Source organism: Bacillus sp. J14TS2, from assembly GCF_018333015.1.
In the GTDB taxonomy this organism is placed as follows: Bacteria; Bacillota; Bacilli; order Bacillales; family Bacillaceae_C; genus Lederbergia.
Genome location: NZ_BORE01000002.1, coordinates 387,284 through 412,373, shown reverse-complemented (window position 1 = coordinate 412,373; position 25,090 = coordinate 387,284). Strand labels below are relative to the sequence as shown.

The following is a 25,090-nucleotide window of genomic DNA, read 5'->3' as shown; positions in this document are numbered from 1 at the left end:
CCTTCCGTCCTATGGTAAGATATGGATTAAGGTCAAATAGGATGCAACGCTGATGGAGGACCCTTTCATGTTTAAAAAAATAAAATTATGGAATACCCCCGAAAAACAAACCACAATGAACGAGAGGGTAACGCGAATTTTAGACCAACCCATTCCAAGACATGTAGCAATTATTATGGATGGTAATGGGAGATGGGCGAAAAAACGAGCATTACCTCGTGTTGCTGGCCATCATGAGGGGATGAGAACGGTCAGAAAAATTACGAAGCTGGCGAATCAACTAAATATCAATACTTTAACTTTATATGCATTTTCAACTGAAAATTGGAAACGGCCAAAATTCGAGGTCGATTATTTAATGGGACTGCCAGAGGAATTTTTAGGCAGTTTTTTACCGGAATTAATTGAAGAGAATGTGAGAGTTACAATGATGGGAGATAGAAGTCAGCTCCCTGAAAAAACAAAACGAGCGGTAGATGATGCCATAAAGAGAACAGCGGGAAATACAGGATTGAATTTACATTTTGCATTAAACTATGGTGGAAGAGCTGAGATCATTGATGCTGTCAAAAATTTAGCGAATGATGTAAAACAGGATAAATTAGCACTGGATGACATAACTGACTCATGTTTTTCACGTTATTTAATGACTCAATCCCTATCTGATCCGGATTTATTAATACGAACTAGTGGAGAGCTGCGATTAAGTAATTTTATGCTTTGGCAAATCGCCTATACTGAATTATGGTTTACCGATGTATTATGGCCGGATTTTTCTGAGATACAGCTTATCGAAGCCGTTGAAGCCTTTCAACAGCGAACAAGACGATATGGTGGATTAAATGAAGAGGAGTCCAAGAGATGAAGCAACGAATCATTACCGCTGCTATACTTATAGCCATTTTTTTACCGATGGTTATAGTTGGCGGCATACCATTTTTATTATTAACTTATGTGATGGCAACCATCGCTCTTTATGAACTATTACAAATGAGGAAACTATCTATTTTTTCAGTTCATGGCGGCTTGGCGACTTTGTTTTTATGGGTTTTTCTTTTGCCTCCGGAGCTGTATGAAACACTATCTATTTTTAATTTGTCAAAAATGGAGCTTTCATATGTTTTCGTTTTAATTTTACTATCTTATACTGTTATCGTAAAAAACAAGTTTCATTTTGATCAAGCCGGCTTTACTTTTTTATCGATATTTTATATCGGAATTGGTTTTTATTATATGGTCCAGATTCGAGAAGAAGGACTAATTCTATTGTTTTTTGCTTTACTTGTCGTCTGGATGACAGATTCTGGAGCCTATTTTGTAGGAAAATACTTTGGAAAACGCAAACTCTGGCCTGAAATCAGCCCTAATAAAACCATAGGTGGCTTTATTGGAGGAATTCTTTCAGCCCTTATCGTTGCGCTGATCTTTGCTATTTTTACAAATATTCCCGTGCCTACTGTTAAGTTATTAATGATTACAGTCGTCTTATCAATATTTGGACAACTAGGTGATCTAGCTGAATCAGCTTTGAAACGTCATTTTGCAGTGAAAGATTCAGGCAGGATTTTCCCGGGACATGGTGGGATGTTAGATCGATGTGATAGTTGGTTATTTGTATTACCACTACTTTATTTTTTATTAACAAAGCTCCCCTAATCGGAGTTTACCTAGGAATGTAAACTTCAGATTGGCGTGTTTTATGTATAAGAGATGTTCAAAGGAAGGTTAAAAGGACCAAGCTGGCGACTACGTTGACATCAATCATAACCGATCGACACTAGTGTCGAAAGTGCGAGCGGGCATGAGGAAAGCTTTCCCGAATCCTCATCGTAGTGATTTGAGCGGACTTGTAGAATGTACTGACTTCCGTGTAAATATATAGGTCATGTAGCTACTCAGTTGAAGATCATTTATCTGGCACTGCCCTTTTTACCGAACTTTATGAACACCCCCTATAAGGAGAGAAAATGATGAAGTTAATCAGTTTATTAGGAGCTACAGGTTCCATTGGTACACAAGCCCTTGATATTATACGAAAAAATCCAGAGCAATATAAATTAGTGGCGATGACCACAGGGAAAAATATAGAATTAACTAGAAAAATCATTGTGGAATTTGCACCACAATTTGTTTCTGTACAAGAGCAAGCAGATTGTGAGCTCTTGCAAAGTGAATTTCCTCGTGTTTCATTTGCATATGGGAACGAGGGGCTTATTGAAGCAGCTGTTCATCATAAAGTGCAAATTGTTTTAAATGCTGTCATGGGAAGTGTTGGTTTGGAGCCGACCTTAATGGCAATTGAAGCGGGAAAAACGATTGCGCTAGCGAATAAGGAAACTCTTGTAACGGCTGGTCATATAGTTATGGAGGCAGCAAAGCGGAAGCAAGTCTCCATTCTTCCAGTTGATAGTGAACATTCGGCGATTTTTCAATGCTTAAATGGGGAAAAAACGAGAAATGTGTCACGCTTGATTCTTACTGCTTCAGGGGGAAGCTTCAGAGATCTTACGAGAAAAGAGCTTGAAAAGGTGACACTTCAACAGGCACTTGCCCACCCTAATTGGTCGATGGGATCGAAAATAACCATTGATTCTGCTACAATGATGAATAAAGGATTAGAAGTTATTGAAGCTTATTGGTTGTTCGGAATTGCTTATGAGCAAATTAATGTCGTTTTACATAGAGAAAGTATTATTCACTCAATGGTGGAGTATCATGATAGTAGTGTGATTGCACAATTAGGGAGTCCAGACATGAGAGTTCCGATTCAATATGCACTTAGCTATCCGGAACGATTACCTTTCCAGTCTGGAGAGCCACTTGATCTTGTAAAAATAGGGAAACTTCAATTTGAAGAAATGGATACAGATCGGTTCCCATGCTTACGGTTTGCCTATGAGGCGGGAAAACTAGGTGGTTCAATGCCAACCGTTCTAAATGCAGCTAATGAAGTAGCAGTGAACCAGTTTCTAAATGGAAAAATTTCCTTTTTAATGATTGAAAACCTAATTGAAAAAGCACTCACACATCACCAGAATATTAAGCATCCTGATTTAGCAACCATTCGGGAAGTAGATTCCGAAACTAGAAATTATGTTCATTCACTCTCTTTATAAAAAAGGTGGTTATGCCGGTTGAACACGATTATTTCATTTATTATCATTTTCGGAGCTCTTGTATTTTTTCATGAGTTCGGGCATTTTATTTTCGCAAAAAGATCAGGGATTTTGGTGAGAGAATTTGCCATCGGCTTTGGGCCGAAAGTCTTTTCCTATAAAAAAAATGAGACCATTTATACAATCCGTTTACTTCCTATTGGTGGGTATGTCAGAATGGCTGGCGAAGACCCAGAAATAGCAGAAATTAAACCAGGTCATCGGATCGGCCTCCTGCTTGATGAAAATGGGATTGTCACGAAAATTATTCTCAATGGTCGTGATCGCTTTCCAAATGCTCGCACCATAGAAGTGGAGAAAGCCGATTTAGAACATCAATTGTTTATTAGTGGCTACGAGGATATGGAAGATGATGTACTACAAACATTCCAACTTTCTCGGGAAGCAGTCATAGTCGAGAATCAAACAGAGACTCAAATCGCTCCATGGAACCGGCAATTTGCTTCTAAAAAGCTTAGTCAAAGAGCGATGACGATTTTCGCAGGCCCGCTTTTTAATTTTATTTTAGCGGTTGTTGTGTTCACAATCATATCAATGATCCAGGGAGTACCTGTAAAAGAAGCCGTTTTTGGAACGATCTTACCAGATAGTCCGGCAAAGGAAGCGGGATTTCAGGAAGGTGATACCGTCTTAAGTATTGACGGTTCCGAGGTTAAGACGTTTACCGATATGACAACCATTGTGCGTGCACATCCAAATGAAGAATTAGTCTTTACGATTGAAAGAGATCAACAAACTTTGGAAATTCCAGTTGTTCCTGAAAAGCAAGAGATGGAAGAAAGTGAAGCGATCGGTTTAATAGGAGTACAAGCAGAATTAGATAAATCGTTTAGCAAAATTGCTTTAAGCGGTTTTCAAGAAACGTATCTTATGACAATTGAAATCTTTAAGTTGCTAGGACAACTAGTGACTGGGAATTTTTCCATTGATATGCTCTCTGGACCAGTTGGGATTTATAAAACGACTGAAACTGTTGTGAAAACAGGGTTATTAAATCTTCTTCGTTGGACCGGTCTACTCAGCATTAATTTAGGTATTATGAATCTGTTGCCTATTCCTGCCCTTGATGGTGGACGACTTCTGTTTTTTGGAGTGGAAGCATTAAGAGGAAAACCAGTTGATCGTCAAATGGAAGGTGTTGTTCATTTTATCGGCTTTGCATTGCTGATGCTGTTAATGATCGTTGTCACATGGAATGATATTCAAAGATTTTTCATTCATTAATATAATTAAAGTCGGGGTGCCAATATGAGACAAAGTATGACATTAATCCCTACGCTTCGTGAAGTTCCTGCTGATGCAGAAGTAAAAAGCCATCAGCTCCTTCTTCGTGCAGGGTTTATTAGACAAACGGCAAGTGGCGTATATACGTATATGCCACTTGCAAAACGCGTGTTAAATAAAATCGAAACGATTATTAGAGAAGAATTGGAAAATGCAGGAGCAGCGGAAATATTAATGCCTACATTGCAACCAGCTGAATTATGGCAGGAATCTGGACGCTGGGAAGGATATGGAGCAGAATTAATGCGAATAACGGACAGACATGGACGTGAATTCGCATTAGGACCTACCCATGAGGAAGTGATTACGTCTATTGTTAAGGATGAGTTGAAATCCTATAAACGTCTTCCGCTTACTTTATACCAAATTCAAACAAAATTTCGTGATGAGAAACGTCCAAGATTTGGCCTATTACGTGGACGAGAATTTATTATGAAGGATGCCTATTCCTTCCATGCGAATCAAGAAAGCCTTGATGAAGTATATGATAAAATCTATCAAGCTTATCACAATATATTCACTAGATGTGGTCTGGATTTTCGCGCTGTCCTAGCCGATTCAGGCGCAATTGGTGGAAAAGATACACAAGAATTTATGGTTTTATCTGAGATTGGTGAAGATACGATCGCTTATTCTGATTCCTCCTCCTATGCTGCGAATATTGAAATGGCAGAGGTAAAACGAACCTATGAAAAATCATCTGAGCCCAAACAAGCTTTAACTAAGATCGAAACACCAAATCAAAAAACAATTGAAGATATTTCTTCTTTTCTGGAAGTTAATGCAGAGAAATGCATAAAATCACTTGTTTTTAATGTTGATGGAAAGTTTATGTTGATTTTAGTGCGAGGAGATCATGAAATCAATGACATTAAACTGAAGAATATATTACAAGCTGATACTGTAGAATTGGCAGAGCATGTGGAGATTGAACAACTTTTAGGGTGTTCAGTTGGCTCGATTGGACCGGTTCAGTTACCTTCAGAAATTAAAATTTATGCAGATCTTGCCATTCAATCAATGGTAAATGCTGTTTGTGGAGCGAATGAAGAAGGATATCATTTTACAGGAGTTGTACCTGAAAGAGATTTTAAGGTAGAGGAATATGCAGATCTACGTTTCATAAAAGAGGGAGATCCTTCACCAGATGGGAACGGCACAATCCGCTTCGCCCAAGGAATTGAGGTAGGGCATATTTTTAAATTAGGGACAAAGTATAGTGATGCACTTGAAGCAAAATATTTAGATGAGAATGGGAAGTCGCAAAGCATCATCATGGGTTGTTATGGGATTGGTGTTTCTCGTACTCTTTCCGCTATTACTGAACAATACAATGATGAAAATGGCTTGAAATGGCCAATAAATATTGCCCCTTATCAGGTTCATTTAATTCCAATCAATATGAAGAATGAAGACCAAAAGGAGCTTGCCGAAAGCTTATATCAAGAGCTCCAGCAAGACTACGAAGTGTTATTCGATGATCGTCTAGAACGGCCTGGCGTTAAATTTAAAGATGCTGATTTAATGGGGCTCCCTATAAGAGTAACAATTGGTAAAAAGGCTGCAGAGGGTATTTTAGAAGTCAAATTAAGACATTCGGGTGAAGTGTTGGAGATTCATAAAGCGGAACTCCTAGCAACAATTGCACAATTATTAAAAAGCGGGGAATAACTCAAGGTACCCTTATGGTGCGTGTTCAAAAAGAACTTTTGAACTTCCCTAAAAGGGTGCCTTAGTCTGTTAAAATAACATTATAAAAGGTTGTTCAAAAAGCTCAACAAAAATGACGCATCAAGATAATGATCTTCAACTAGGTACCGACACGTCCTGTGTCGAACATCGAAGTCAGCATAGTCACCGACTTAGTCTTTTTTATCGACTTTTTGAACAGGCAATATAAAAGGATGGGTGAGAGAAAAATGGCAAATGATCCCGCCTCTAGAAGAGAAAGGTTTCAAGTACTATTACAACAAATTGGACTAACTGCCGATGCGAGCGTCCCCTTTTTTCAGCATGCTGAAATTACGAAATTAGTTGTAGATCGCACACAAAAGGTGTGGCATTTTTCTTTTCAATTTGAAAAAGTGCTTCCTTATAATTTGTTTATTCAATTCGCCGAAAAACTTCAGCAAGCTTTTCAACATATTGCATCTATTCGTTTTGAGGTTTCAACCGCAGATTCCACAATTACGGAGGAGTTGGTGCAAGCATATTGGACACATTGCATCAAAGAACTGGATGGTATATCCCCAGTCCTGTTGTCCTTATTAAACAATCAAATTCCTCAAGTAAGCGGGAATGTCCTGTCCATTACTGCTCGAAATGATACAGAGATACAAACCTTAAAGCGAAAATACAGCCAACTTATTCAGGACATTTTCATACAATATGGTTTTCCTCCTTTGCAATTGGATGGACAAGTAATGGCTCAGGAAGACACGAATGATGATTATCAAAAATTTCTTGAAGCAAAGCAAAAAGAGGATGCAGAAAAAGCCAAACAAGCAATGATTGAGATGCAGAAACAAGAAACTGAAAAAGAAGGTAAGAAAGGAACGCCAAGTGGTCCTCTTACGATTGGAATTTCGATTAATCCAACAGAAGAGATCGTAAGTTTGAAAAATATAGTAGATGAAGAAAGAAGAATCACTGTAGAAGGCTATATTTTTGATGCACAAACAAGGGAGCTCCGTAGTGGCCGTACTCTTCTAACCTTTAAAATAACAGATTATACGGATTCCATTCTTGTTAAAATGTTTTCTAGGGATAAAGAGGATGCAGAAACGCTGCAACAGGTCACAAAGGGTAAGTGGGTAAAAGCGCGAGGCAGCATCCAGAATGATACATTTGTGCGTGATCTAGTCATGATTGCGAATGATATAAATGAAGTCAAGCCGAAAGAACGCTTTGATCAAGCTAAAGAAAAAAGAGTTGAGCTTCATCTTCACACGACCATGAGTCAAATGGATGGTCTCACATCTATGTCTAATTATGTGGCTCAGGCTAAAAAATGGGGACACAAAGCGATCGCGGTAACAGATCATGCTGTTGTTCAATCCTTTCCAGAAGCTTATAATGCTGGCAAAAAAAATGATGTAAAAATTATTTATGGTTTGGAGGCCAATCTTGTCGATGACGGCGTACCGATTGCCTATAATAGTACACATCTGAAATTAGAAGATTCAGAGTTTGTTGTTTTTGATGTAGAAACAACGGGCCTTTCTGCTATATATGACACAATTATTGAATTAGCCGCTGTTAAGATACGTGGAGGAGAGATTATTGATACTTTCGAAAGCTTTGCTAATCCTCATCATCCACTTTCAACTACGACTATTGATTTGACAGGAATCACTGATGAGATGGTCCAAAACGCACCTGACATCGACGCTGTTTTACATCGATTCCATCAATGGACGGGCAATGCTATTTATGTCGCTCATAATGCATCATTTGATATGGGCTTCCTAAATACAGGTTATCAAAAATACGAACTTGGGAAATCGACGAATCCGGTGATCGACACATTGGAGCTGGCGAGATTACTGTACCCGCAAATGAAAAACCATCGATTAAATACATTGGCGAAAAAGTTCGATATTGATCTCACGCAGCATCACCGTGCTATCTATGATGCTGAGGCAACGGGCTACCTATTTTTAAAAATGTTGAAGGATGCATCTGAAAAAGGAATTGAATATCATGATCAATTCAATGACTATCTGGGAGAAGGAGAAGCCTATAAACGTGCTCGTCCTAATCATTGTACGATTTTAGTTAAAAATGATATTGGATTAAAAAATCTATATAAATTGGTTTCTATTTCACATCTTCAGTACTTCTTTCGAGTTCCCCGTATTCCTAGATCGCTTCTAGAAAAATATCGAGAAGGCTTATTGATTGGTTCAGGTTGTGACAAGGGAGAAGTCTTTGAAGCCATGATGCAAAAAGGACGCCAAGAGGCGGAAAAAGTAGCAAGCTTTTATGATTATTTTGAAATTCATCCTAAGTCTGTGTATGCGCCTCTAATAGAGATGGAGCTTGTAAGAGATCAAAAGGATCTTGAAGACATTATTACCAATATTATTGACATGGGCGAAAAAATGGATATTCCTGTAGTAGCAACAGGAAATGTGCATTATTTGCATGAAGAAAATAAAATCAATCGGCAAATTTTAATTAATTCTCAAGGTGGGGCGAATCCATTAAATCGCCATCGCCTTCCATCTGTTCATTTTCGAACAACAGATGAAATGTTGGCTGAATTTTCTTTTCTCGGTAAAGATAAAGCGCGTAAAATTGTGGTAGAGAATTCTAACGCAATTGTCGATTCACTTGAGTCAGTTAAACCAATTAAGGATGACTTGTATACCCCGAAGATTGAAGGGGCAGAAGAAGAAATTCGTTCCATGAGCTATGGTCGGGCGAAGAGCATTTATGGAGACGAGTTACCAGAAATTATTGAAGCGAGACTGGAAAAAGAATTAAAAAGTATCATTGGGCATGGATTCGCTGTTATCTATCTAATCTCCCATAAATTAGTTAAAAAATCATTGGATGATGGATATCTAGTTGGTTCAAGAGGATCAGTTGGATCATCATTAGTGGCAACAATGACAGAAATTACAGAGGTAAATCCATTGCCGCCGCATTACGTATGTCCCGAATGTAAACACTCCATATTTTTTGACGATGGATCAGTCGGATCAGGATTTGATTTACCTGATAAAGAGTGTGAAAAATGTGGTACGCCTTATCAAAAAGATGGACACGATATACCTTTTGAAACATTCCTTGGTTTTAAAGGGGACAAGGTTCCGGATATTGACTTGAACTTTTCGGGAGAATATCAGCCACAGGCGCATAATTATACGAAGGTTCTTTTTGGAGAAGATTATGTCTACAGAGCAGGAACAATCGGAACCGTTGCAGAAAAAACTGCCTATGGATATGTAAAAGGCTATGCTCAAGACAATAATCTTCAGCAAAGAGGGGCAGAAGTAGACCGACTTGTTCAAGGGTGTACAGGTGTTAAACGAACGACAGGACAGCATCCAGGCGGAATTATTGTTGTCCCTGATGATATGGAGATTTATGATTTCACTCCTATCCAGTTTCCAGCAGATGATAGCGGCTCGGAATGGCGGACAACTCATTATGATTTCCACTCGATCGATAGCAATTTATTAAAATTAGATATACTCGGTCATGATGATCCAACCGTTATCAGGATGCTACAAGATCTGAGTGGAATTGATCCAAAAACCATTCCTACAGATGATTCTGAAGTGATGAAACTATTTACCGGTACGGAATCCCTCGGTGTGACGGAAGAGCAGATCATGTGTAAAACAGGTACCCTAGGTATCCCGGAATTTGGAACACGCTTTGTTAGACAAATGTTAGAGGATACGAAGCCAACCACTTTTTCAGAACTAGTACAAATTTCAGGGCTATCCCATGGAACGGATGTATGGCTCGGAAACGCACAGGAATTAATCCATAATAAAACATGTACGCTACCAGAGGTAATCGGCTGTCGGGATGATATTATGGTATATTTAATTTATCAGGGGTTAGATTCTTCTTTAGCGTTTAAAATTATGGAATCTGTACGTAAGGGGAAAGGTTTACCTCCAGAATGGGAAGAAGAAATGAAAAAAAACAATGTACCTGATTGGTATATTGATTCATGTAAGAAGATTAAATATATGTTCCCTAAAGCCCACGCAGCTGCATATGTATTAATGGCTGTAAGAATTGCTTATTTTAAAGTTCATCATCCTCTCTATTATTATGCAGCCTATTTCACTGTTAGGGCAGAGGATTTCGATCTCATTGCAATGAATCGCGGCTCTCATGCGATTCGTACTCGAATACAAGAAATAAATGCTAAAGGGTTAGATGCAGCTCCAAAGGAAAAAAGTGTTTTAACTGTATTAGAACTTGCACTAGAAATGTGTGAAAGAGGATTTAAATTTAAACAGGTTGATCTCTATCGTTCTAGTGCAACTGATTTTATCATTGATGAAGATGCTTTAATTCCCCCTTTTAATGCTGTTCCTGGACTTGGGACAAATGCGGCCTTAAATATTGTCCAGGCTCGCAAGGAAGGAGATTTTCTTTCAAAAGAGGATTTACAAAAACGTGGGAAAGTATCCAAAACAATTATTGAGTACTTGGATCAACAAGGTATACTGCAGGGGCTCCCTGACCAGAACCAGCTTTCTCTATTTTAGAGCTACAAGATGTTGTTAAGAGCGGAGCTTGGGATTTTTGGTTGTTGACTAGCAAACTTTCGGTTTCTGCTTGCGTAAGTCAACATCCATTCGCTTTTCAAGCTCATGGTGTTTCCATTATCTCAGGGCTACAGGATGTAGGTCAGAACAGTGTTGCGACGTACAGGATGTACTAGTGCAGACGAAGCGACAGGACGTCGCGTTTGAGTCTGCCGCCAGGACGGCGCGTTTTTAGCTGTTCATCCTTACCATGAAAGTTTGTACGTCACTAAACAGGCGCTTACGCTTTTCTGTTGTCCAGCTCCAGCGCCTAGCCCCTCGAGGTCAAATAACCTGAGCCAATAAAAGTCAAAACCGGACTTTTCTTGTCTCAGAACATTTGCTTGTCGGGGCTGAGCAAGGCGCTTACGCTTTTCTGTTTGCAACTAGGCTTTGATTGTGGTATATTTTTTATGGATATACTATGAATAACTCTCTGTTAAAAAGAGTGGGCGCCCCCCACTCTTTCGTATTGTCATAACAAAATTGATTATAACTTTGAAATTCTGGAGGTAATTATGAGCAAAGTTACAGACCTCGTTGAAAAGCTCGCAAAGCCGATTCTTGATGATATGGGACTAGAATTAGTTGATGTTGAATATGTAAAAGAAGGAAAAAACTGGTTTCTACGCCTATTTATTGACAAAGAAAATGGTGTTGATATTGAAGAATGCGGTCTTGTTAGTGAGCGACTAAGCGAACAACTAGATGAGATTGATCCAATTCCTCATAATTATTTTTTAGAAGTATCTTCACCTGGAGCAGAACGTCCGTTGAAAAAAGAGAAAGATTATATGCAGGCAATCGGTAAAATGATACAAGTAAATACGTATGAACCGATTGATGGAGAAAAATCCTTTGAAGGCCGTCTAGCTGCCTTTGACAATGAGATCCTTACACTTGAAATGAAAGAAAAGACACGAATGAAAAAGATTGAACTGCCATTAAATAAAGTATCGAAAGCAAGATTAGCTGTAGAATTTTAAAGGGGATGACATTTAATGAGCTCGGAATTATTGGATGCTCTCATTATTTTAGAAAAGGAAAAGGGAATCAGCAGAGAGGTCTTGATCGAAGCTATTGAGGCTGCACTCGTATCAGCATATAAAAGAAATTTCAATCAAGCGCAAAATGTTCGTGTTGATCTGAATTTAGGATCGGGAACCATGCGAGTTTTCGCTAGAAAAGATGTTGTTGAAGAAGTCTTTGATTCAAGACTAGAAATTTCTATCGACGAAGCTAAGAAAATTAATCCTGCCTATGAAATTGAAGACGTTGTTGAATTGGAAGTCACACCAAAGGATTTTGGACGTATTGCTGCCCAAACCGCTAAGCAAGTTGTCACTCAACGGGTCCGTGAAGCAGAACGAGGCATTATTTATTCTGAGTTTATCGATCGTGAAGATGATATTATGACAGGAATTGTTCAACGCTATGATTCCAAATTTATCTATGTCAGTCTAGGTAAAATAGAGGCTATTTTACCACAAAGTGAACAAATGCCGAATGAAGTCTATAAACCGCATGATCGAATTAAGGTTTACATCACAAAAGTAGAAAAAACAACAAAAGGTCCACAAATCTATGTTTCCCGTACTCATCCAGGTCTATTGAAAAGACTTTTTGAAATTGAAGTTCCAGAAATCTATGATGGTACTGTAGAGTTAAGATCTGTGGCGCGTGAAGCTGGGGATCGTTCGAAAATTTCAGTTAGCACTGAATATCCTGAGGTAGACCCTGTAGGTTCATGCGTTGGCCCCAAAGGTACGAGAGTTCAAGCAATAGTAGATGAACTAAAAGGGGAAAAAATAGATATAGTGGAATGGTCTACTGATCCGAAGGTTTTCGTTGCCAATGCCTTGAGTCCTTCTAAAGTTTTAGAAGTGATAATAGATGAAGAGGATAAAGCAACAACGGTCATTGTACCGGACTACCAGCTTTCTCTTGCGATTGGAAAAAGAGGACAGAATGCGAGACTTGCAGCTAAACTAACAGGTTGGAAAATTGATATCAAAAGTGAAACAGATGCTCGCGATGCCGGGATCTATCCACTAAATGATGATCTGTTCTTCGAAGAAGAGGATACCTCAGAGAGCACATTCGATTTAAGTGAGGATGAAATCGAATAGGGGGGAGAAAAAATGGCCCGAAAAAAAGTGCCATTAAGAAAATGTCTAGCAACTGGAGAAATGAAGCCTAAGAAAGAAATGATCCGAATTGTTCGTTCCAAAGAAGGAGAAGTTTCGATCGACCCAACTGGTAAAAAACCTGGAAGGGGAGCTTATGTTTCTTTAAGTCAGGAAGCAATCGTAAACGCGAAAAAGCATAATGTGTTTGCAAATCAATTGAATGCTAAAGTGGAGGACTCACTTTATGATGAATTACTTACTTTAGTCCAGAAAGATGAGTCAAAATGAGAAAGCAGGACCCTTGGATGAGCCTGCTTGGTTTGGCGAATCGAGCTAGAAAAATAATTTCAGGGGAAGAATTGGTGCTAAAGGAAATTAAATTACAAAAGGCAAAATTGATTTTAATTTCGAATGATGCATCCAAGAATACTTCAAAAAAAATACAGGATAAATGTACTTTTTACCATGTTCCTTTCCGCTTTGTAGAATCCAGAGAAAAACTCGGCCACTCTATAGGAAAGGATGAAAGAGTGGTTGTGGCTGTCCTGGAAGAGGGTTTCGCAAAGAAACTTATTTCAATGCTCGATCAATAAAACGGGGGTGAACCGATGAGTAAGGTACGAGTTTATGAATATGCAAAAAAGCAAAATAAGACAAGTAAAGAAATTATTAATAAATTGAAAGAAATGAATGTCGAAGTAGGAAACCATATGTCGATGATTGAGCCGGAAACGGTCAGTCGTCTCGATGCTGCTTATCAAAAGAACGAAAAAACGCCAGATAAAGCGAATGCAAAAAAGAACTTTCCAAAAAAGAATGAACAGAACAGGCCAGCGCAATCAAACCAGAAAAATCGCCAGCAAAGTGGCCAACAAAAGCCGCCATTTCAAAAGCGCGATGAAAAAAATCCACAAACAAAGAACAATAATCAGCAAAACAAATCAAACCAGCCTGTTAACCAATCTTCTGGTCAACAACAGGCAGGTAAAAAACAGAAAATGGAGCAAAATAAACCACATATGAATAATAAAGGACCGCAAACAGCTTCAAAAAGTGGAAATAAAGGTTTTAACAAAAATAGAAAAGGCAATCAGAACAGAAACAACCATAGAAATAAAGCGAACACACCAGTTCCACAACCAGCACCAAAGAAACAAAAGGAGCTGCCTGAAAAGATTGTTTTCACGGAGTCCTTATCTGTTGGAGAATTAGCTAAAAAGCTGCATAGAGAGCCATCTGAAATTATTAAGAAACTCTTCTTACTTGGAGTTATGGCAACGATCAATCAAGAATTGGATCGGGATGCCATCGAATTAATTTGCAGTGAGTATGGGGTAAATGTAGAAGAAGAAATACTTGTGGATACAACAGATCTTGAAGTCTATTTTACTGATGATGAAACTGAGAAATTGCAAGAACGACCTGCTGTTGTCACCATCATGGGGCATGTTGACCACGGAAAAACAACGCTTTTAGACTCCTTACGTCATACGAAGGTTACGGCTGGGGAAGCTGGGGGAATTACTCAGCATATTGGTGCTTATCAAATTGAAGAAAATGGCAAAAAGATTACATTCCTCGATACGCCTGGACACGCTGCTTTTACAACAATGAGAGCAAGAGGTGCAAAAATAACGGATATTACGATTCTTGTTGTTGCAGCAGATGATGGAGTTATGCCACAAACGATTGAAGCGATTAACCATGCAAAAGCGGCAGAGGTACCAATCATTGTTGCAGTGAACAAGATGGATAAGCCATCAGCAAATCCAGATCGGGTGATGCAAGAATTAACAGAACATGCTCTTGTACCGGAAGATTGGGGAGGAGACACAATCTTTGTTCCCATTTCTGCTTTAAAGGGAGAAGGAATAGATAATCTATTAGAAATGATTCTGTTAGTCAGTGAAGTAGAAGAATTAAAAGCCAATCCGAGCCGTAAAGCAATAGGTACCGTGATTGAAGCGCAACTTGATAAAGGCCGAGGGTCTGTTGCCACACTTTTAGTGCAGAATGGAACGTTAAATGTAGGGGATCCTATTGTGGCAGGCGATACATTTGGCCGTGTTCGCGCTATGGTGAATGATATTGGTAGAAGAGTGAAGAAAGCCTCTCCTTCGACACCGGTTGAAATCACAGGTTTAAATGATGTCCCACAAGCCGGGGACCGCTTTGTAGTGTTTGAAGATGAAAAGACGGCGCGTCAAATTGGAGAAACAAGAGCTCAGCAAGCTTTACTTGCTTCAAGAGGCGAAAGTTCGCGCGTAAGCTTGGACACATTATTTGATCAGATGAAGCAAGGGGAAATGAAGGATTTGAATGTCATTGTGAAGGCCGATGTTCAAGGTTCTGTAGAAGCTCTTGCCGCTGCTCTTAGACAAATAGAAGTTGCAGGAGTTAATGTTAAAATCATCCACACAGCTGTGGGTGCAATAAACGAATCCGACATTACCTTAGCAGCAGCTTCCAATGCTATTGTAATTGGCTTTAATGTACGCCCTGATGTGAATGCCAAACGTGCTGCTGATTCTGAGAAAGTAGACGTACGTTTGCACAGAGTGATTTATAAAGCGATTGAAGAAATTGAATCAGCGATGAAAGGAATGCTGGATCCTGAATTTAAAGAAGAAGTCATTGGCCAAGCAGAGATCCGCCAAACTTTCAAAGTATCTAAAATTGGGACAATTGCTGGTTCTTATGTAACAGATGGAAAAATCACACGAGATAGTAGTGTGCGTATCATTAGAAATGGCATCGTCATCTATGAAGGGGAAATCGATGATTTGAAACGCTTCAAAGACGATGTAAAGGAAGTAAGCCAAGGGTATGAATGTGGAATTACCATTAAGAATTTCAATGATGTTAAAGAAGAGGATGTCATTGAAGCCTTTGTCATGAAGGAAATTGAACGAGCTTGATTGGTTTTGTCGAACTGGAATTTAGAATTCATGATGCACACTCCCTAAAAGATAAGAGAGCTGTTTTGCAACGAACTTTAACGAGGGTACGACAAAAATTCAATCTTTCTGCAGCAGAAACTGGCCATCAAGATGTCTGGCAGCTGTCAAACATCTCCCTAGTGACTGTCTCTAATTCACATCAAGCTGCTGAGCGTGAATTAGAGCGGGCAATAAAATTTCTAGATACCTTTCCTGAGTGGGAAAGAGTAAAAACGGAATATGAGTGGCTATAACTGGGTGAAACCGGAAAAGGCCAAACAAACTGATAAGGCTCGCTTTTCACTTCTTGGCAAAAAGCAGCCGACACGGTTGTTTTTAGCTTTTATGAGTATGTTAGTATAAGGCGAGGTGTTAAAAATGAATGTTCGTGCCAATCGAGTTGGAGAACAAATGAAAAAAGAACTCGGCGAGATCATTGGTAGAAAACTTAAAGACCCTCGGGTGGGATTCGTTACTGTAACAGATGTACAGGTAACGGGTGATTTACAGCAAGCTACCATCTTTATTTCTGTTTTAGGAGATGAAGATCAAATGGAGGCTACCCTTAAAGGCCTTTCAAAAGCAAAAGGATTTATAAGGTCTGAAATAGGGAAGCGAATACGCTTGCGTAAAACTCCCGAAATTACATTTGAATTTGATGAATCCATTGGCTATGGAAACAAAATTGAATCCATTCTTAAAGAATTGAAAGATGAATAGCAGCTTTTGCTGATGGCTGTCTCATGAAATGTAAGACTCTTCTAGAAATTGCTATGGCAATAGAACAGTCTACTTTCATTTTGAGACAGTCTATTTTTATGTGAAATTGTGTGTTCAAAAAGGAAGATAAAAAAGACCAAGTGGTTAAAGGCACTCACGCCCTGTCAGCGAAAGTTCGAAGCGGACTCTTTACAAGGATGTACTGACTTTTGCATTGTCCATAGGACATGTCGGTATTTAGTTGAAGATCATTTTCTCACAGTGTCATTTTTACCGGACTTTTTGAACAATCTCTAAAAGGGAGTGAAGAGATTGGACGGAATCATCCCATTATGGAAACCAAAAGGGTTGACATCTCATGATTGTGTTTTTAAAATAAGGAAATTATTAAAAATGAAGAAAGTTGGTCATACAGGGACATTAGATCCGGAGGTAGAGGGTGTTCTGCCTATTTGTTTAGGTAAAGGCACTAAAATAGCTGAATACATAACGAATGCTGGTAAAGTCTACGAAGGGGAAGTGACTATTGGAAGATCTACTACAACGGAAGATGCTGAGGGAGAAACCGTAGAAGAGAAAAAAGTAGAGAGTTCAATTACAATTCAGCAAATTAACCATGTACTTCAAGAGTTAACAGGTACCATTGAACAAACACCTCCCATGTATTCAGCAGTTAAAGTAAATGGAAAGAAATTATATGAATATGCTAGGGCTGGTATTCCTGTTGAAAGGCCAAAAAGGAAGATACATATTTACGATTTGTGTCTGTTGGATGATGAAATAAAATGGAAAGAAGGCGAAGTGAGCTTTTCCTTCCGTGTTCATTGTAGCAAAGGAACGTATATTCGAACACTTGCTGTTATGATAGGAGAGAAATTAGGATACCCTGCATATATGTCAGATTTAACAAGAACAGCTTCCGCTTCCTTTACACGTAATGAATGTATACCTTTAGAGGAGCTTGAGAAATTGGTGAAAGAGAATCGTTCTATCGCCGCTTTTCTTTTTCCTTTAGAAAAAGCCCTCTCTCATATACCGATGATTGAGATGGATGAATTATTGCTTGAGCGTGTGCTTAATGGGGCTGTGCTTCCCATACCAGAAAATTGGCCTCAAAGCCCAGCAATAATGAGCTATCAGCATTTAGCCTATGCCATTTATGATCTCCATCCCAATAAGCCTAATCTAATTAAGCCGGTTAAAGTCATCCGTAACGTTAAACTTTGAAATAGAAAGAAGGAAAAATCTTGAAAGTAATACAGCTTGATCATCCACATTCTTATACTAATAGCGACTTTCCTCCATTGGTTATGGCCTTAGGCTTTTTTGATGGCGTTCATTTAGGTCATCAAAAAGTAATCCATCAAGCAAATGAGATCGCTTCTCTTCATAATCAACAGTCTGCAGTCATGACATTTGATCCGCATCCATCTGTTGTGCTTGGGAAAGGCCAAGAGGCGGTCCAATACATCACACCTGTGGAAGATAAGATTAAATTAATGGAAGATTTAAATGTCGACTATTTATTTATCGTCCATTTTACAAAAGAATTTTCTCAGTTATTACCAGAGGAATTTGTTGAAAATTATTTGGTCCAATTAAATGTAAAACATGCTGTTGCTGGCTTTGATTTTACATATGGAAAATTTGGGAAAGGAAATATGGAGACTTTGCCTGTACATTCAGAAGGCAGTTTTGATGTTACCATTGTACCTAAGCTAGAAGTAAATAATCAAAAAATTAGTTCTACCTCTATTCGACAGTCGATTCAGAATGGAGAAATCGTTCAAGCTAATCAATTACTTGGTCGTTATTTTACAATTAAAGGTACTGTTATTCATGGGAAAAAACGAGGAAGGACGATTGGTTTTCCAACTGCGAATATAAGTACGGATCGCGAATACTTCCTACCTCAAATAGGCATATATATTGTCAAGGTATTCGTGGATGGTAATTGGGAACAGGGAGTGTGCAGTGTAGGATATAACCCGACATTTCATAATCCAGAAGGAAAACAATTATCACTAGAAGTTTATATACTCGATTTTAACCAGGAAATTTACGGTGAGACCGTTACAATAGAATGGCATAAAAAAATTAGAGATGAACAAAAATTTGCTGGAACTGAGCAGCTGATTGCACAGATAAAAAAAGATACAGATGTAACAAGAGAATATTTTTCTTCCTCTAAATAAAGAAACTTGATTTTTTGCTGATAAAGTTGTATTCTAGTACAGTATCAAGAACCTTTGCTTGGCAACTCGACTCACCAACGATTGCTCGGTAATAGGGGATTTGCAAAAATTAGGAGGTGAATCCATTGGCGATTTCTCAAGAACGTAAAAATGAAATCATTAATGATTTTAAAATTCATGATACTGATACTGGTTCTCCAGAAGTTCAAATTGCTGTTTTAACAGAAGACATTAACAAATTGAACGATCATCTTCGCGTGCACAAAAAAGATCATCATTCAAGACGCGGATTGATGAAAATGGTTGGCCGTCGCCGCAATCTTTTAACTTATCTTCGTAATAAAGATGTGCAGCGCTATCGTGAACTAATTAACAGACTTGGATTGCGTAGATAATAAAGAGAGAAGAAAGCGGGAGATTTCCCGCTTTTTTGTTAGGTAATGATGGAAAATTCTGTGATATGCTGTCTGAGGCAATTTATAGAAGGACTGTCATGCAGAGCATGGCAGAACTGAACATTGGACATGAATATGAAGTTAAGACGTTTTTAAGTGGGGTCAAAAAGAAAAAGCCGAACTACTATGGTGCATATACCCTGCTTCTGTAATGTATTGATCATCTTTGGGGCTTAGCATTTTAGTTATGCCACAGCCTCTTTCAACCTTTTCATATTTATGTCTAATGTTCAGTGGTTCAGCTAGCTATCCAGATTCCAACAAGTTACATTCACTTATTTACTACAGTTGTCCAAAATAATAACAGGCGACTAAATTGCAAACTGAAAGAGAGGAAATTATTGCATGGAACAGAAGAAAGAAATTTTTAGTATGGACTGGGCTGGCCGAACTCTAACTGTCGAAATAGGACAATTAGCTAAACAGGCAAGCGGCTCTGCATTCATTCGCTACGGTGATACAGCTGTTTTAAGTACGTCGACTGCATCAAAGGAAGCAAAAGCCGTTGATTTTTTCCCTTTAACTGTAAATTATGAAGAAAGACTGTATGCAGTGGGGAAAATTCCTGGGGGCTTTCCTAAGCGTGAAGGTAGACCTAGTGAAAAGGCCATACTTGCAAGTCGATTGATTGACCGACCGATTCGTCCACTTTTTGCGAACGGTTTTCGCAATGAAGTACAAGTTATTAATTTAGTTATGAGTGTCGATCAAGATTGTTCATCAGAAATGGCAGCGATGTTCGGATCATCACTTGCTCTTAGTATTTCCGATATTCCGTTCGAAGGACCAATTGCTGGAGTAGTGGTTGGTAGAGTTGACGGACAGTTTATTGTGAATCCTACTGTGGAACAAATGGGAAAAAGCGATATTAATTTAAGTGTGGCTGGTACGAAAGATGCTATCAATATGGTGGAAGCGGGTGCTTTAGAAGTCCCTGAGGAAACGATGCTTGAAGCGATCATGTTTGGGCATGAAGAAATTAAAAAATTAATTCAATTTCAGGAAGAAATTGTAAGGAAAATCGGGAAAGAAAAAAGAGAAATTGCTTTGTATGAAGTAGATTCTGAATTGAATACCGAGGTTCGCGGAATGTGTGAAAAATCCCTTATTGAAGCGATTCAGGTTGAGGAGAAACATGCACGTGAAATGGCCATTCAGAAGGTAAAAGACCAAGTTATATCTCATTATGAAGAAAAAGAAGCCAATGAAGAAACAATTAAACAGGTGAAACGCGTTTTAGATGATCTTGTGAAAGAAGAAGTTCGCCGTTTAATTACCGTTGAGAAAATTCGGCCCGATGGTCGGAAACCACATGAAATTCGACCTTTGGCGTCAGAAATTGATATCCTGCCGCGAACTCATGGTTCCGGTTTGTTTACTCGTGGACAAACCCAGGCTTTAAGTATTTGTACCTTGGGTTCACTGGGAGAAGCCCAAATTTTAGACGGATTAGGAATTGAAGAATCAAAACGGTTTATGCATCATTATAATTTTCCGCATTTCAGTGTAGGGGAAACTGGACCTATTCGGGCACCTGGTCGACGAGAAATTGGTCATGGGGCCTTAGGTGAACGAGCTTTAGAACCTGTTATTCCAAACGAAACAGATTTTCCATACACTATTCGACTTGTTTCAGAGGTGCTTGAATCAAATGGGTCTACTTCGCAGGCTAGTATTTGTGCAAGTACATTAGCAATGATGGCTGCTGGTGTTCCGATTAAAGCGCCAGTTGCAGGGATTGCTATGGGGCTTGTGAAGTCTGGAGATCATTACACGATCTTAACAGATATCCAGGGAATGGAAGACCATCTTGGAGATATGGACTTTAAAGTGGCTGGTACAGACAAGGGTGTTACAGCTCTTCAAATGGATATTAAGATAGATGGACTTTCTAGGGAAATTCTTGAAGAAGCATTACAACAAGCAAAAGAAGGCCGTATGCATATTCTTAATTCGATGCTATCTACGATTTCTACACCGAATGAACAATTATCAACATATGCGCCTAAGATTTTAACAATGGATATTAATCCTGATAAAATTAGGGATGTTATTGGACCTAGCGGTAAGCAAATTAACAAAATTATTGAAGAAACCGGTGTGAAAATTGATATAGAGCAAGATGGTAGAGTATTTATCTCTTCTGCTGATCAAGCAATGAACGCAAAAGCAAAGAAAATCATTGAAGATCTTGTCCGAGAAGTTGAAGCAGGACAAATGTATTTGGGAAAAGTAAAACGAATTGAAAAATTTGGTGCGTTTGTTGAACTGTTCCCTGGGAAAGATGCACTTGTCCATATTTCACAATTAGATGAGCAAAGAGTTAATAAAGTGGAGGATGTTGTTTCCATTGGAGATGAAATCCTTGTAAAAGTGATTGAAATTGATAATCACGGACGAGCAAATGCATCCAGGAAAGTGGTTTTAAAAGACCAAAAAGAAAATCAGAAAACGGATGAATAAAAACGGGGAGATTCCCCGTTTTTTTTATGAGTATTTTTACAACTGTGTTTATAGCTGTCTTATACCTAGCAACTGGTCAAAAGCCTGGCGTTTTTCCTAGCGCGCCTATCCCCGAGAGGCTCATAGGAAGTAGTGTCCTTAGCCGATGTTCCACGAAATAACTTAAGCTAATGAAAGCCTTTCTTTGTCTCAGAACATTTGCCGGCGCCTTGCGCTTTTCTTATGGTTTAGGAATTTATAAAATTGCAGCTTGTGGATAACTGTTTACCTTGCGGTTGGTGTCTAGCTCCAGGCGCCATCGGCTCGAGGTCAAATAACCTGAGCCAATGAAAGGCAAAGAACGCCTTTCTTTGTCTCAGAACATTTGCTTGTCGCCGATAGGCGGGCCCCTTGCGCTTTTTTTGTTTAGTTCTAACTTGTCCGCCTTTTTCATATTTTATGATGAAGGAGGTAGAACTGATTGAGTGCAAAAAACTTGATAGCCTTTACACTGATTGCTATTCTATCAATATCTGCCATTTTTAATCCATATACAAAACAGTATTTAGGACAATTGAAAAATGGGTATGTACCCGCAAGCAAAGGGCAAGATGAACTATATAACCAAATTATAGAAGCAGCGCAAAATTATCAGGCGGATTCCCAAGATGCGAAAATCGATCGAGTATGGAAAGCCATGCCTGGGTATAATGGCATTCGGGTTGATGAAAAAGCTTCTTATCAAAAAATGAAAAAGAATAAAGTGTTTGATGAACGTAAATTAGTCTTTATTCAAGTTAAGCCGAAAGTTCATTTAACGGATTTATCGCCTGCTCCTATCTATCGAGGGCATCCAGATAAGCCTATGGTAAGTTTTTTGATCAATGTTGCTTGGGGAAATGAGTATATCCCTTCCATTCTTGAAACTTTAAAAGAACATAAGACTTATGCTACATTTTTTTTAGAGGGCCGTTGGGTAAAAGAAAACCCCGAATTAGCAAAGATGATTGCGGACAGTGGTCATGAAATAGGAAATCATTCTTATAGCCATCCGAATATGGCACATATTAGTGCAACACAAATGAAACAAGAGCTATCACAGACAAATGAGATTATTGAAGCAACTACTAAGATTACCCCAACATGGTTTGGACCACCAAGTGGAGCCTATCGTGATGAAACAGTAAAAATCGCCGATGCACAAGGGTTAAAAACGATAATGTGGACGGTTGACACGATTGATTGGAGAAAACCCTCTCCTCAGGTCTTAGTTCAAAGAGTCATGTCAAATGTTCATCCTGGCGCCATGATTCTTATGCATCCAACTGACGCTACTGCCAAATCGTTAGATACATTAATTTCGGAAATACATGCTCAAGATTTAAAAATTGGCACCGTTACAAAATTAATGGATGAAGAGAGAATCATTAAACTGGATAAGCAAGATTTAAAGCAGGAGGAAACTCAAGACCAATAAGTCGTTTTTGCACCTAGAATAGGAGGAATTGTAAATGATGAAGAAACATACATGCCAAAATGGAGTAAGAGTTGTACTTGAATCAATTCCTACAGTGCGTTCTGTTACAATTGGTATTTGGATTGGTGTGGGTTCCCGTGATGAAAATGAAAAAAATAATGGAATTTCTCACTTTTTAGAACATATGTTTTTTAAAGGAACAAAAACAAGAACTGCAAGGGAAATAGCGGAAGCCTTTGACTCCATTGGAGGTCAGGTAAATGCCTTTACAGCAAAAGAATATACTTGTATTTATGCGAAAGTATTAGATAACCACGCAACATATGCGTTGGATGTGCTTGCTGATATGTTTTTTCATTCGACTTTTGATGAAGGAGAATTAAAGAAAGAAAAAAATGTTGTGTTAGAAGAAATTAAAATGTATGAAGATACTCCAGATGATATTGTCCATGATATGTTAAGTAAAGCCGCTTATCACCAACATCCACTAGGTTTTCCGATTTTAGGATCGGAGGAAACATTAAATACATTTACAGGTGATATGCTACGTCAATATATTTACGATATGTATAGACCAGAAAACATTGTTATTTCGGTAGCGGGGAATACGGATGAGAATTTTATTTATCAGATTGAAAAACTTTTCGGGGCATTTGAAAGAGGAAAAAATAAGTTTTTAAATGACAAACCAGCGTTTTATGCAGAACAGGTGATAAAACAGAAAGAGACTGAACAAGCACACCTTTGTCTAGGATATGAAGGGTTGCCGATTGGTTCAGAAAGAATTTATGATCTAATTGTCATGAATATTATTTTTGGTGGTGGAATGTCCTCACGTCTGTTTCAGGAAGTTCGTGAAGAAAGAGGGTTAGCCTATTCAGTCTTCTCCTATCACTCTTCCTATAAAGATACAGGGATGTTGGTGATCTATGGAGGGACCGCTGCGAACCAATTAGATGAACTTCAAGATACAATATTCTCTACTCTGGCACACTTTAAAAATAATGGTATTTCACAAAAAGAATTGCAAAATAGTAAAGAGCAGTTAAAAGGAAACTTAATGCTTAGCTTAGAAAGTACCAATAGTCGAATGGGCAGAATTGGGAAAAACGAATTGTTATTAAAAAAGCACCGCTCATTAGATGATATTATCAGGGATATAGATCGTGTGACAGTGGACTCTGTTTATCAGCTAACAAGTGAAATTTTTACGGATCATTTCACTTCTGCTCTTATCAGCCCTCATCAACCAAGTTCAAAAGTTAGCTCGCATTAACGGGTAGTAATACCCCTAAGAGAGTGTGGAGAAGCGTAAGTGAGGGATACACTACCATTTAGGGTTTTTGTGCTTGCGTAAGTTAATCATCAGCTCATGCTTCACTGTATTGTCTAGCTATAGACACGCAGCGGGCGAGTCTATCGGTGTTTCGACAGGACGTCGAACCTTTAACCGATGCCCCGCAAAATAAGCCTGAACCGTTGAGGGGGAATTCACCCTTCTTCGTTTCAGGCTTATTTGCTTGTCGCACCTCATCAGCCATCTTTCTCTCTTTATCTCAGGCCTACAGGATATAGGTCAAGAATAGCGTCGAACTTTATGCAAGAAGCAAAATTCCCTTATCAGTCAATAAGGGAATTTTGCTTCTAAAATGAATGGATACGCACTATATATGATATAAGGAATGCAAAAAAGGGGAGAAACTGGATGCGACTTAGTGAACTTGGTGGGAAAGAAATTGTTGATTATCGAAAAGCGAAAAGATTAGGAGTTCTCGGACAAACAGACCTAGAAATTGATCCAAGGACAGGTGAAATTAATGGCTTAATTATTCCGACAAGTAAATGGATGGGGAAAAAAACAGGTAATGAAATAAAAGTGCCTTGGCACTATATCCGAACTATTGGTACAGATATGATTATTTTGGAAGTACCAGAAAGTAAGTCATAACAATGTTGAAAAATGGAATGCATGATCAAAAGAAGAGGGTCCCTCCT

At 38.7% G+C, this 25,090-nt stretch carries 20 protein-coding genes; all 20 read left to right on the top strand.

The genetic code is table 11. From position 1 onward, the window contains the following. Positions 1-67 precede the first annotated feature (67 nt). The 20 genes from KI375_RS04505 (at position 68) to KI375_RS04410 (ending at position 25,043) form a co-directional block, all read left to right on the top strand. The gene (locus tag KI375_RS04505; protein ID WP_212972336.1) at positions 68-865 is read left to right on the top strand and encodes an undecaprenyl pyrophosphate synthase; all 798 of its coding nucleotides are present in this window, start codon (positions 68-70) and stop codon (positions 863-865) included. After that, complete coding sequence (locus tag KI375_RS04500; protein ID WP_212972335.1) at positions 862-1,656, top strand: phosphatidate cytidylyltransferase; 795 nt, start codon at positions 862-864, stop codon at positions 1,654-1,656. The genes KI375_RS04505 and KI375_RS04500 overlap by 4 nt, the downstream gene beginning before the upstream one ends. 314 nt (positions 1,657-1,970) lie before the next feature. Beyond that, positions 1,971-3,116 (top strand): 1-deoxy-D-xylulose-5-phosphate reductoisomerase, encoded by a 1,146-nt coding sequence (gene dxr / locus KI375_RS04495; protein ID WP_212972334.1) that lies wholly within the window; start codon positions 1,971-1,973, stop codon positions 3,114-3,116. An 18-nt stretch (positions 3,117-3,134) separates the two neighbouring features. Continuing rightward, complete coding sequence (rseP, locus tag KI375_RS04490; protein WP_212972333.1) at positions 3,135-4,400, top strand: RIP metalloprotease RseP; 1,266 nt, start codon at positions 3,135-3,137, stop codon at positions 4,398-4,400. A 24-nt stretch (positions 4,401-4,424) separates the two neighbouring features. Beyond that, the gene (locus tag KI375_RS04485) at positions 4,425-6,131 is read left to right on the top strand and encodes a proline--tRNA ligase (protein ID WP_212972332.1); all 1,707 of its coding nucleotides are present in this window, start codon (positions 4,425-4,427) and stop codon (positions 6,129-6,131) included. 248 nt (positions 6,132-6,379) lie between these two features. Continuing rightward, positions 6,380-10,699, top strand: a complete 4,320-nt coding sequence (locus KI375_RS04480; protein WP_212972331.1) for a PolC-type DNA polymerase III — start codon at positions 6,380-6,382, stop codon at positions 10,697-10,699. Between the two features lie 557 nt (positions 10,700-11,256). Then, entirely contained in the window at positions 11,257-11,724 is a 468-nt protein-coding gene (gene rimP, locus KI375_RS04475) for a ribosome maturation factor RimP (protein WP_212972330.1), read from the top strand. A gap of 15 nt (positions 11,725-11,739) precedes the next feature. Further along, positions 11,740-12,867 carry a transcription termination factor NusA gene (gene nusA / locus KI375_RS04470; protein WP_207449873.1) on the top strand — a complete coding sequence of 376 codons (1,128 nt, stop codon included), beginning with the start codon at positions 11,740-11,742 and terminating at the stop codon, positions 12,865-12,867. 12 nt (positions 12,868-12,879) lie between these two features. Next, positions 12,880-13,155: an RNase P modulator RnpM gene (rnpM, locus tag KI375_RS04465; protein ID WP_207449871.1), complete on the top strand. Its 276-nt coding sequence runs from the start codon at positions 12,880-12,882 to the stop codon at positions 13,153-13,155. Further along, positions 13,152-13,460, top strand: a complete 309-nt coding sequence (locus KI375_RS04460; RefSeq protein ID WP_212972329.1) for a YlxQ family RNA-binding protein — start codon at positions 13,152-13,154, stop codon at positions 13,458-13,460. Before rnpM ends, KI375_RS04460 begins: the two co-directional genes overlap by 4 nt. 15 nt (positions 13,461-13,475) lie before the next feature. Further along, a complete protein-coding gene (infB, locus tag KI375_RS04455; RefSeq protein WP_212972328.1) occupies positions 13,476-15,785 on the top strand; it encodes a translation initiation factor IF-2 in 2,310 nt (769 codons plus the stop codon). Beyond that, positions 15,782-16,060, top strand: a complete 279-nt coding sequence (locus KI375_RS04450; protein WP_212972327.1) for a DUF503 domain-containing protein — start codon at positions 15,782-15,784, stop codon at positions 16,058-16,060. The genes infB and KI375_RS04450 overlap by 4 nt, the downstream gene beginning before the upstream one ends. A gap of 124 nt (positions 16,061-16,184) precedes the next feature. Next, a complete protein-coding gene (gene rbfA / locus KI375_RS04445) occupies positions 16,185-16,526 on the top strand; it encodes a 30S ribosome-binding factor RbfA (protein ID WP_207449862.1) in 342 nt (113 codons plus the stop codon). A 312-nt stretch (positions 16,527-16,838) separates the two neighbouring features. Next, positions 16,839-17,753: a tRNA pseudouridine(55) synthase TruB gene (gene truB / locus KI375_RS04440; protein ID WP_212972326.1), complete on the top strand. Its 915-nt coding sequence runs from the start codon at positions 16,839-16,841 to the stop codon at positions 17,751-17,753. Between the two features lie 20 nt (positions 17,754-17,773). Further along, positions 17,774-18,721 carry a bifunctional riboflavin kinase/FAD synthetase gene (ribF, locus tag KI375_RS04435; protein ID WP_212972325.1) on the top strand — a complete coding sequence of 316 codons (948 nt, stop codon included), beginning with the start codon at positions 17,774-17,776 and terminating at the stop codon, positions 18,719-18,721. Positions 18,722-18,846: 125 nt separating this feature from the next. Continuing rightward, the gene (gene rpsO, locus KI375_RS04430) at positions 18,847-19,116 is read left to right on the top strand and encodes a 30S ribosomal protein S15 (RefSeq protein WP_207449856.1); all 270 of its coding nucleotides are present in this window, start codon (positions 18,847-18,849) and stop codon (positions 19,114-19,116) included. A 405-nt stretch (positions 19,117-19,521) separates the two neighbouring features. Beyond that, a complete protein-coding gene (gene pnp / locus KI375_RS04425; RefSeq protein ID WP_212972324.1) occupies positions 19,522-21,639 on the top strand; it encodes a polyribonucleotide nucleotidyltransferase in 2,118 nt (705 codons plus the stop codon). A 460-nt stretch (positions 21,640-22,099) separates the two neighbouring features. After that, complete coding sequence (locus tag KI375_RS04420) at positions 22,100-23,095, top strand: polysaccharide deacetylase family protein (RefSeq protein ID WP_212972323.1); 996 nt, start codon at positions 22,100-22,102, stop codon at positions 23,093-23,095. Positions 23,096-23,129: 34 nt separating this feature from the next. Further along, positions 23,130-24,371, top strand: a complete 1,242-nt coding sequence (locus KI375_RS04415; RefSeq protein WP_212972322.1) for a M16 family metallopeptidase — start codon at positions 23,130-23,132, stop codon at positions 24,369-24,371. Between the two features lie 429 nt (positions 24,372-24,800). Beyond that, positions 24,801-25,043, top strand: coding sequence for a YlmC/YmxH family sporulation protein (locus KI375_RS04410; protein WP_207449848.1), 243 nt, complete (start codon positions 24,801-24,803; stop codon positions 25,041-25,043). Positions 25,044-25,090 lie beyond the last annotated feature (47 nt).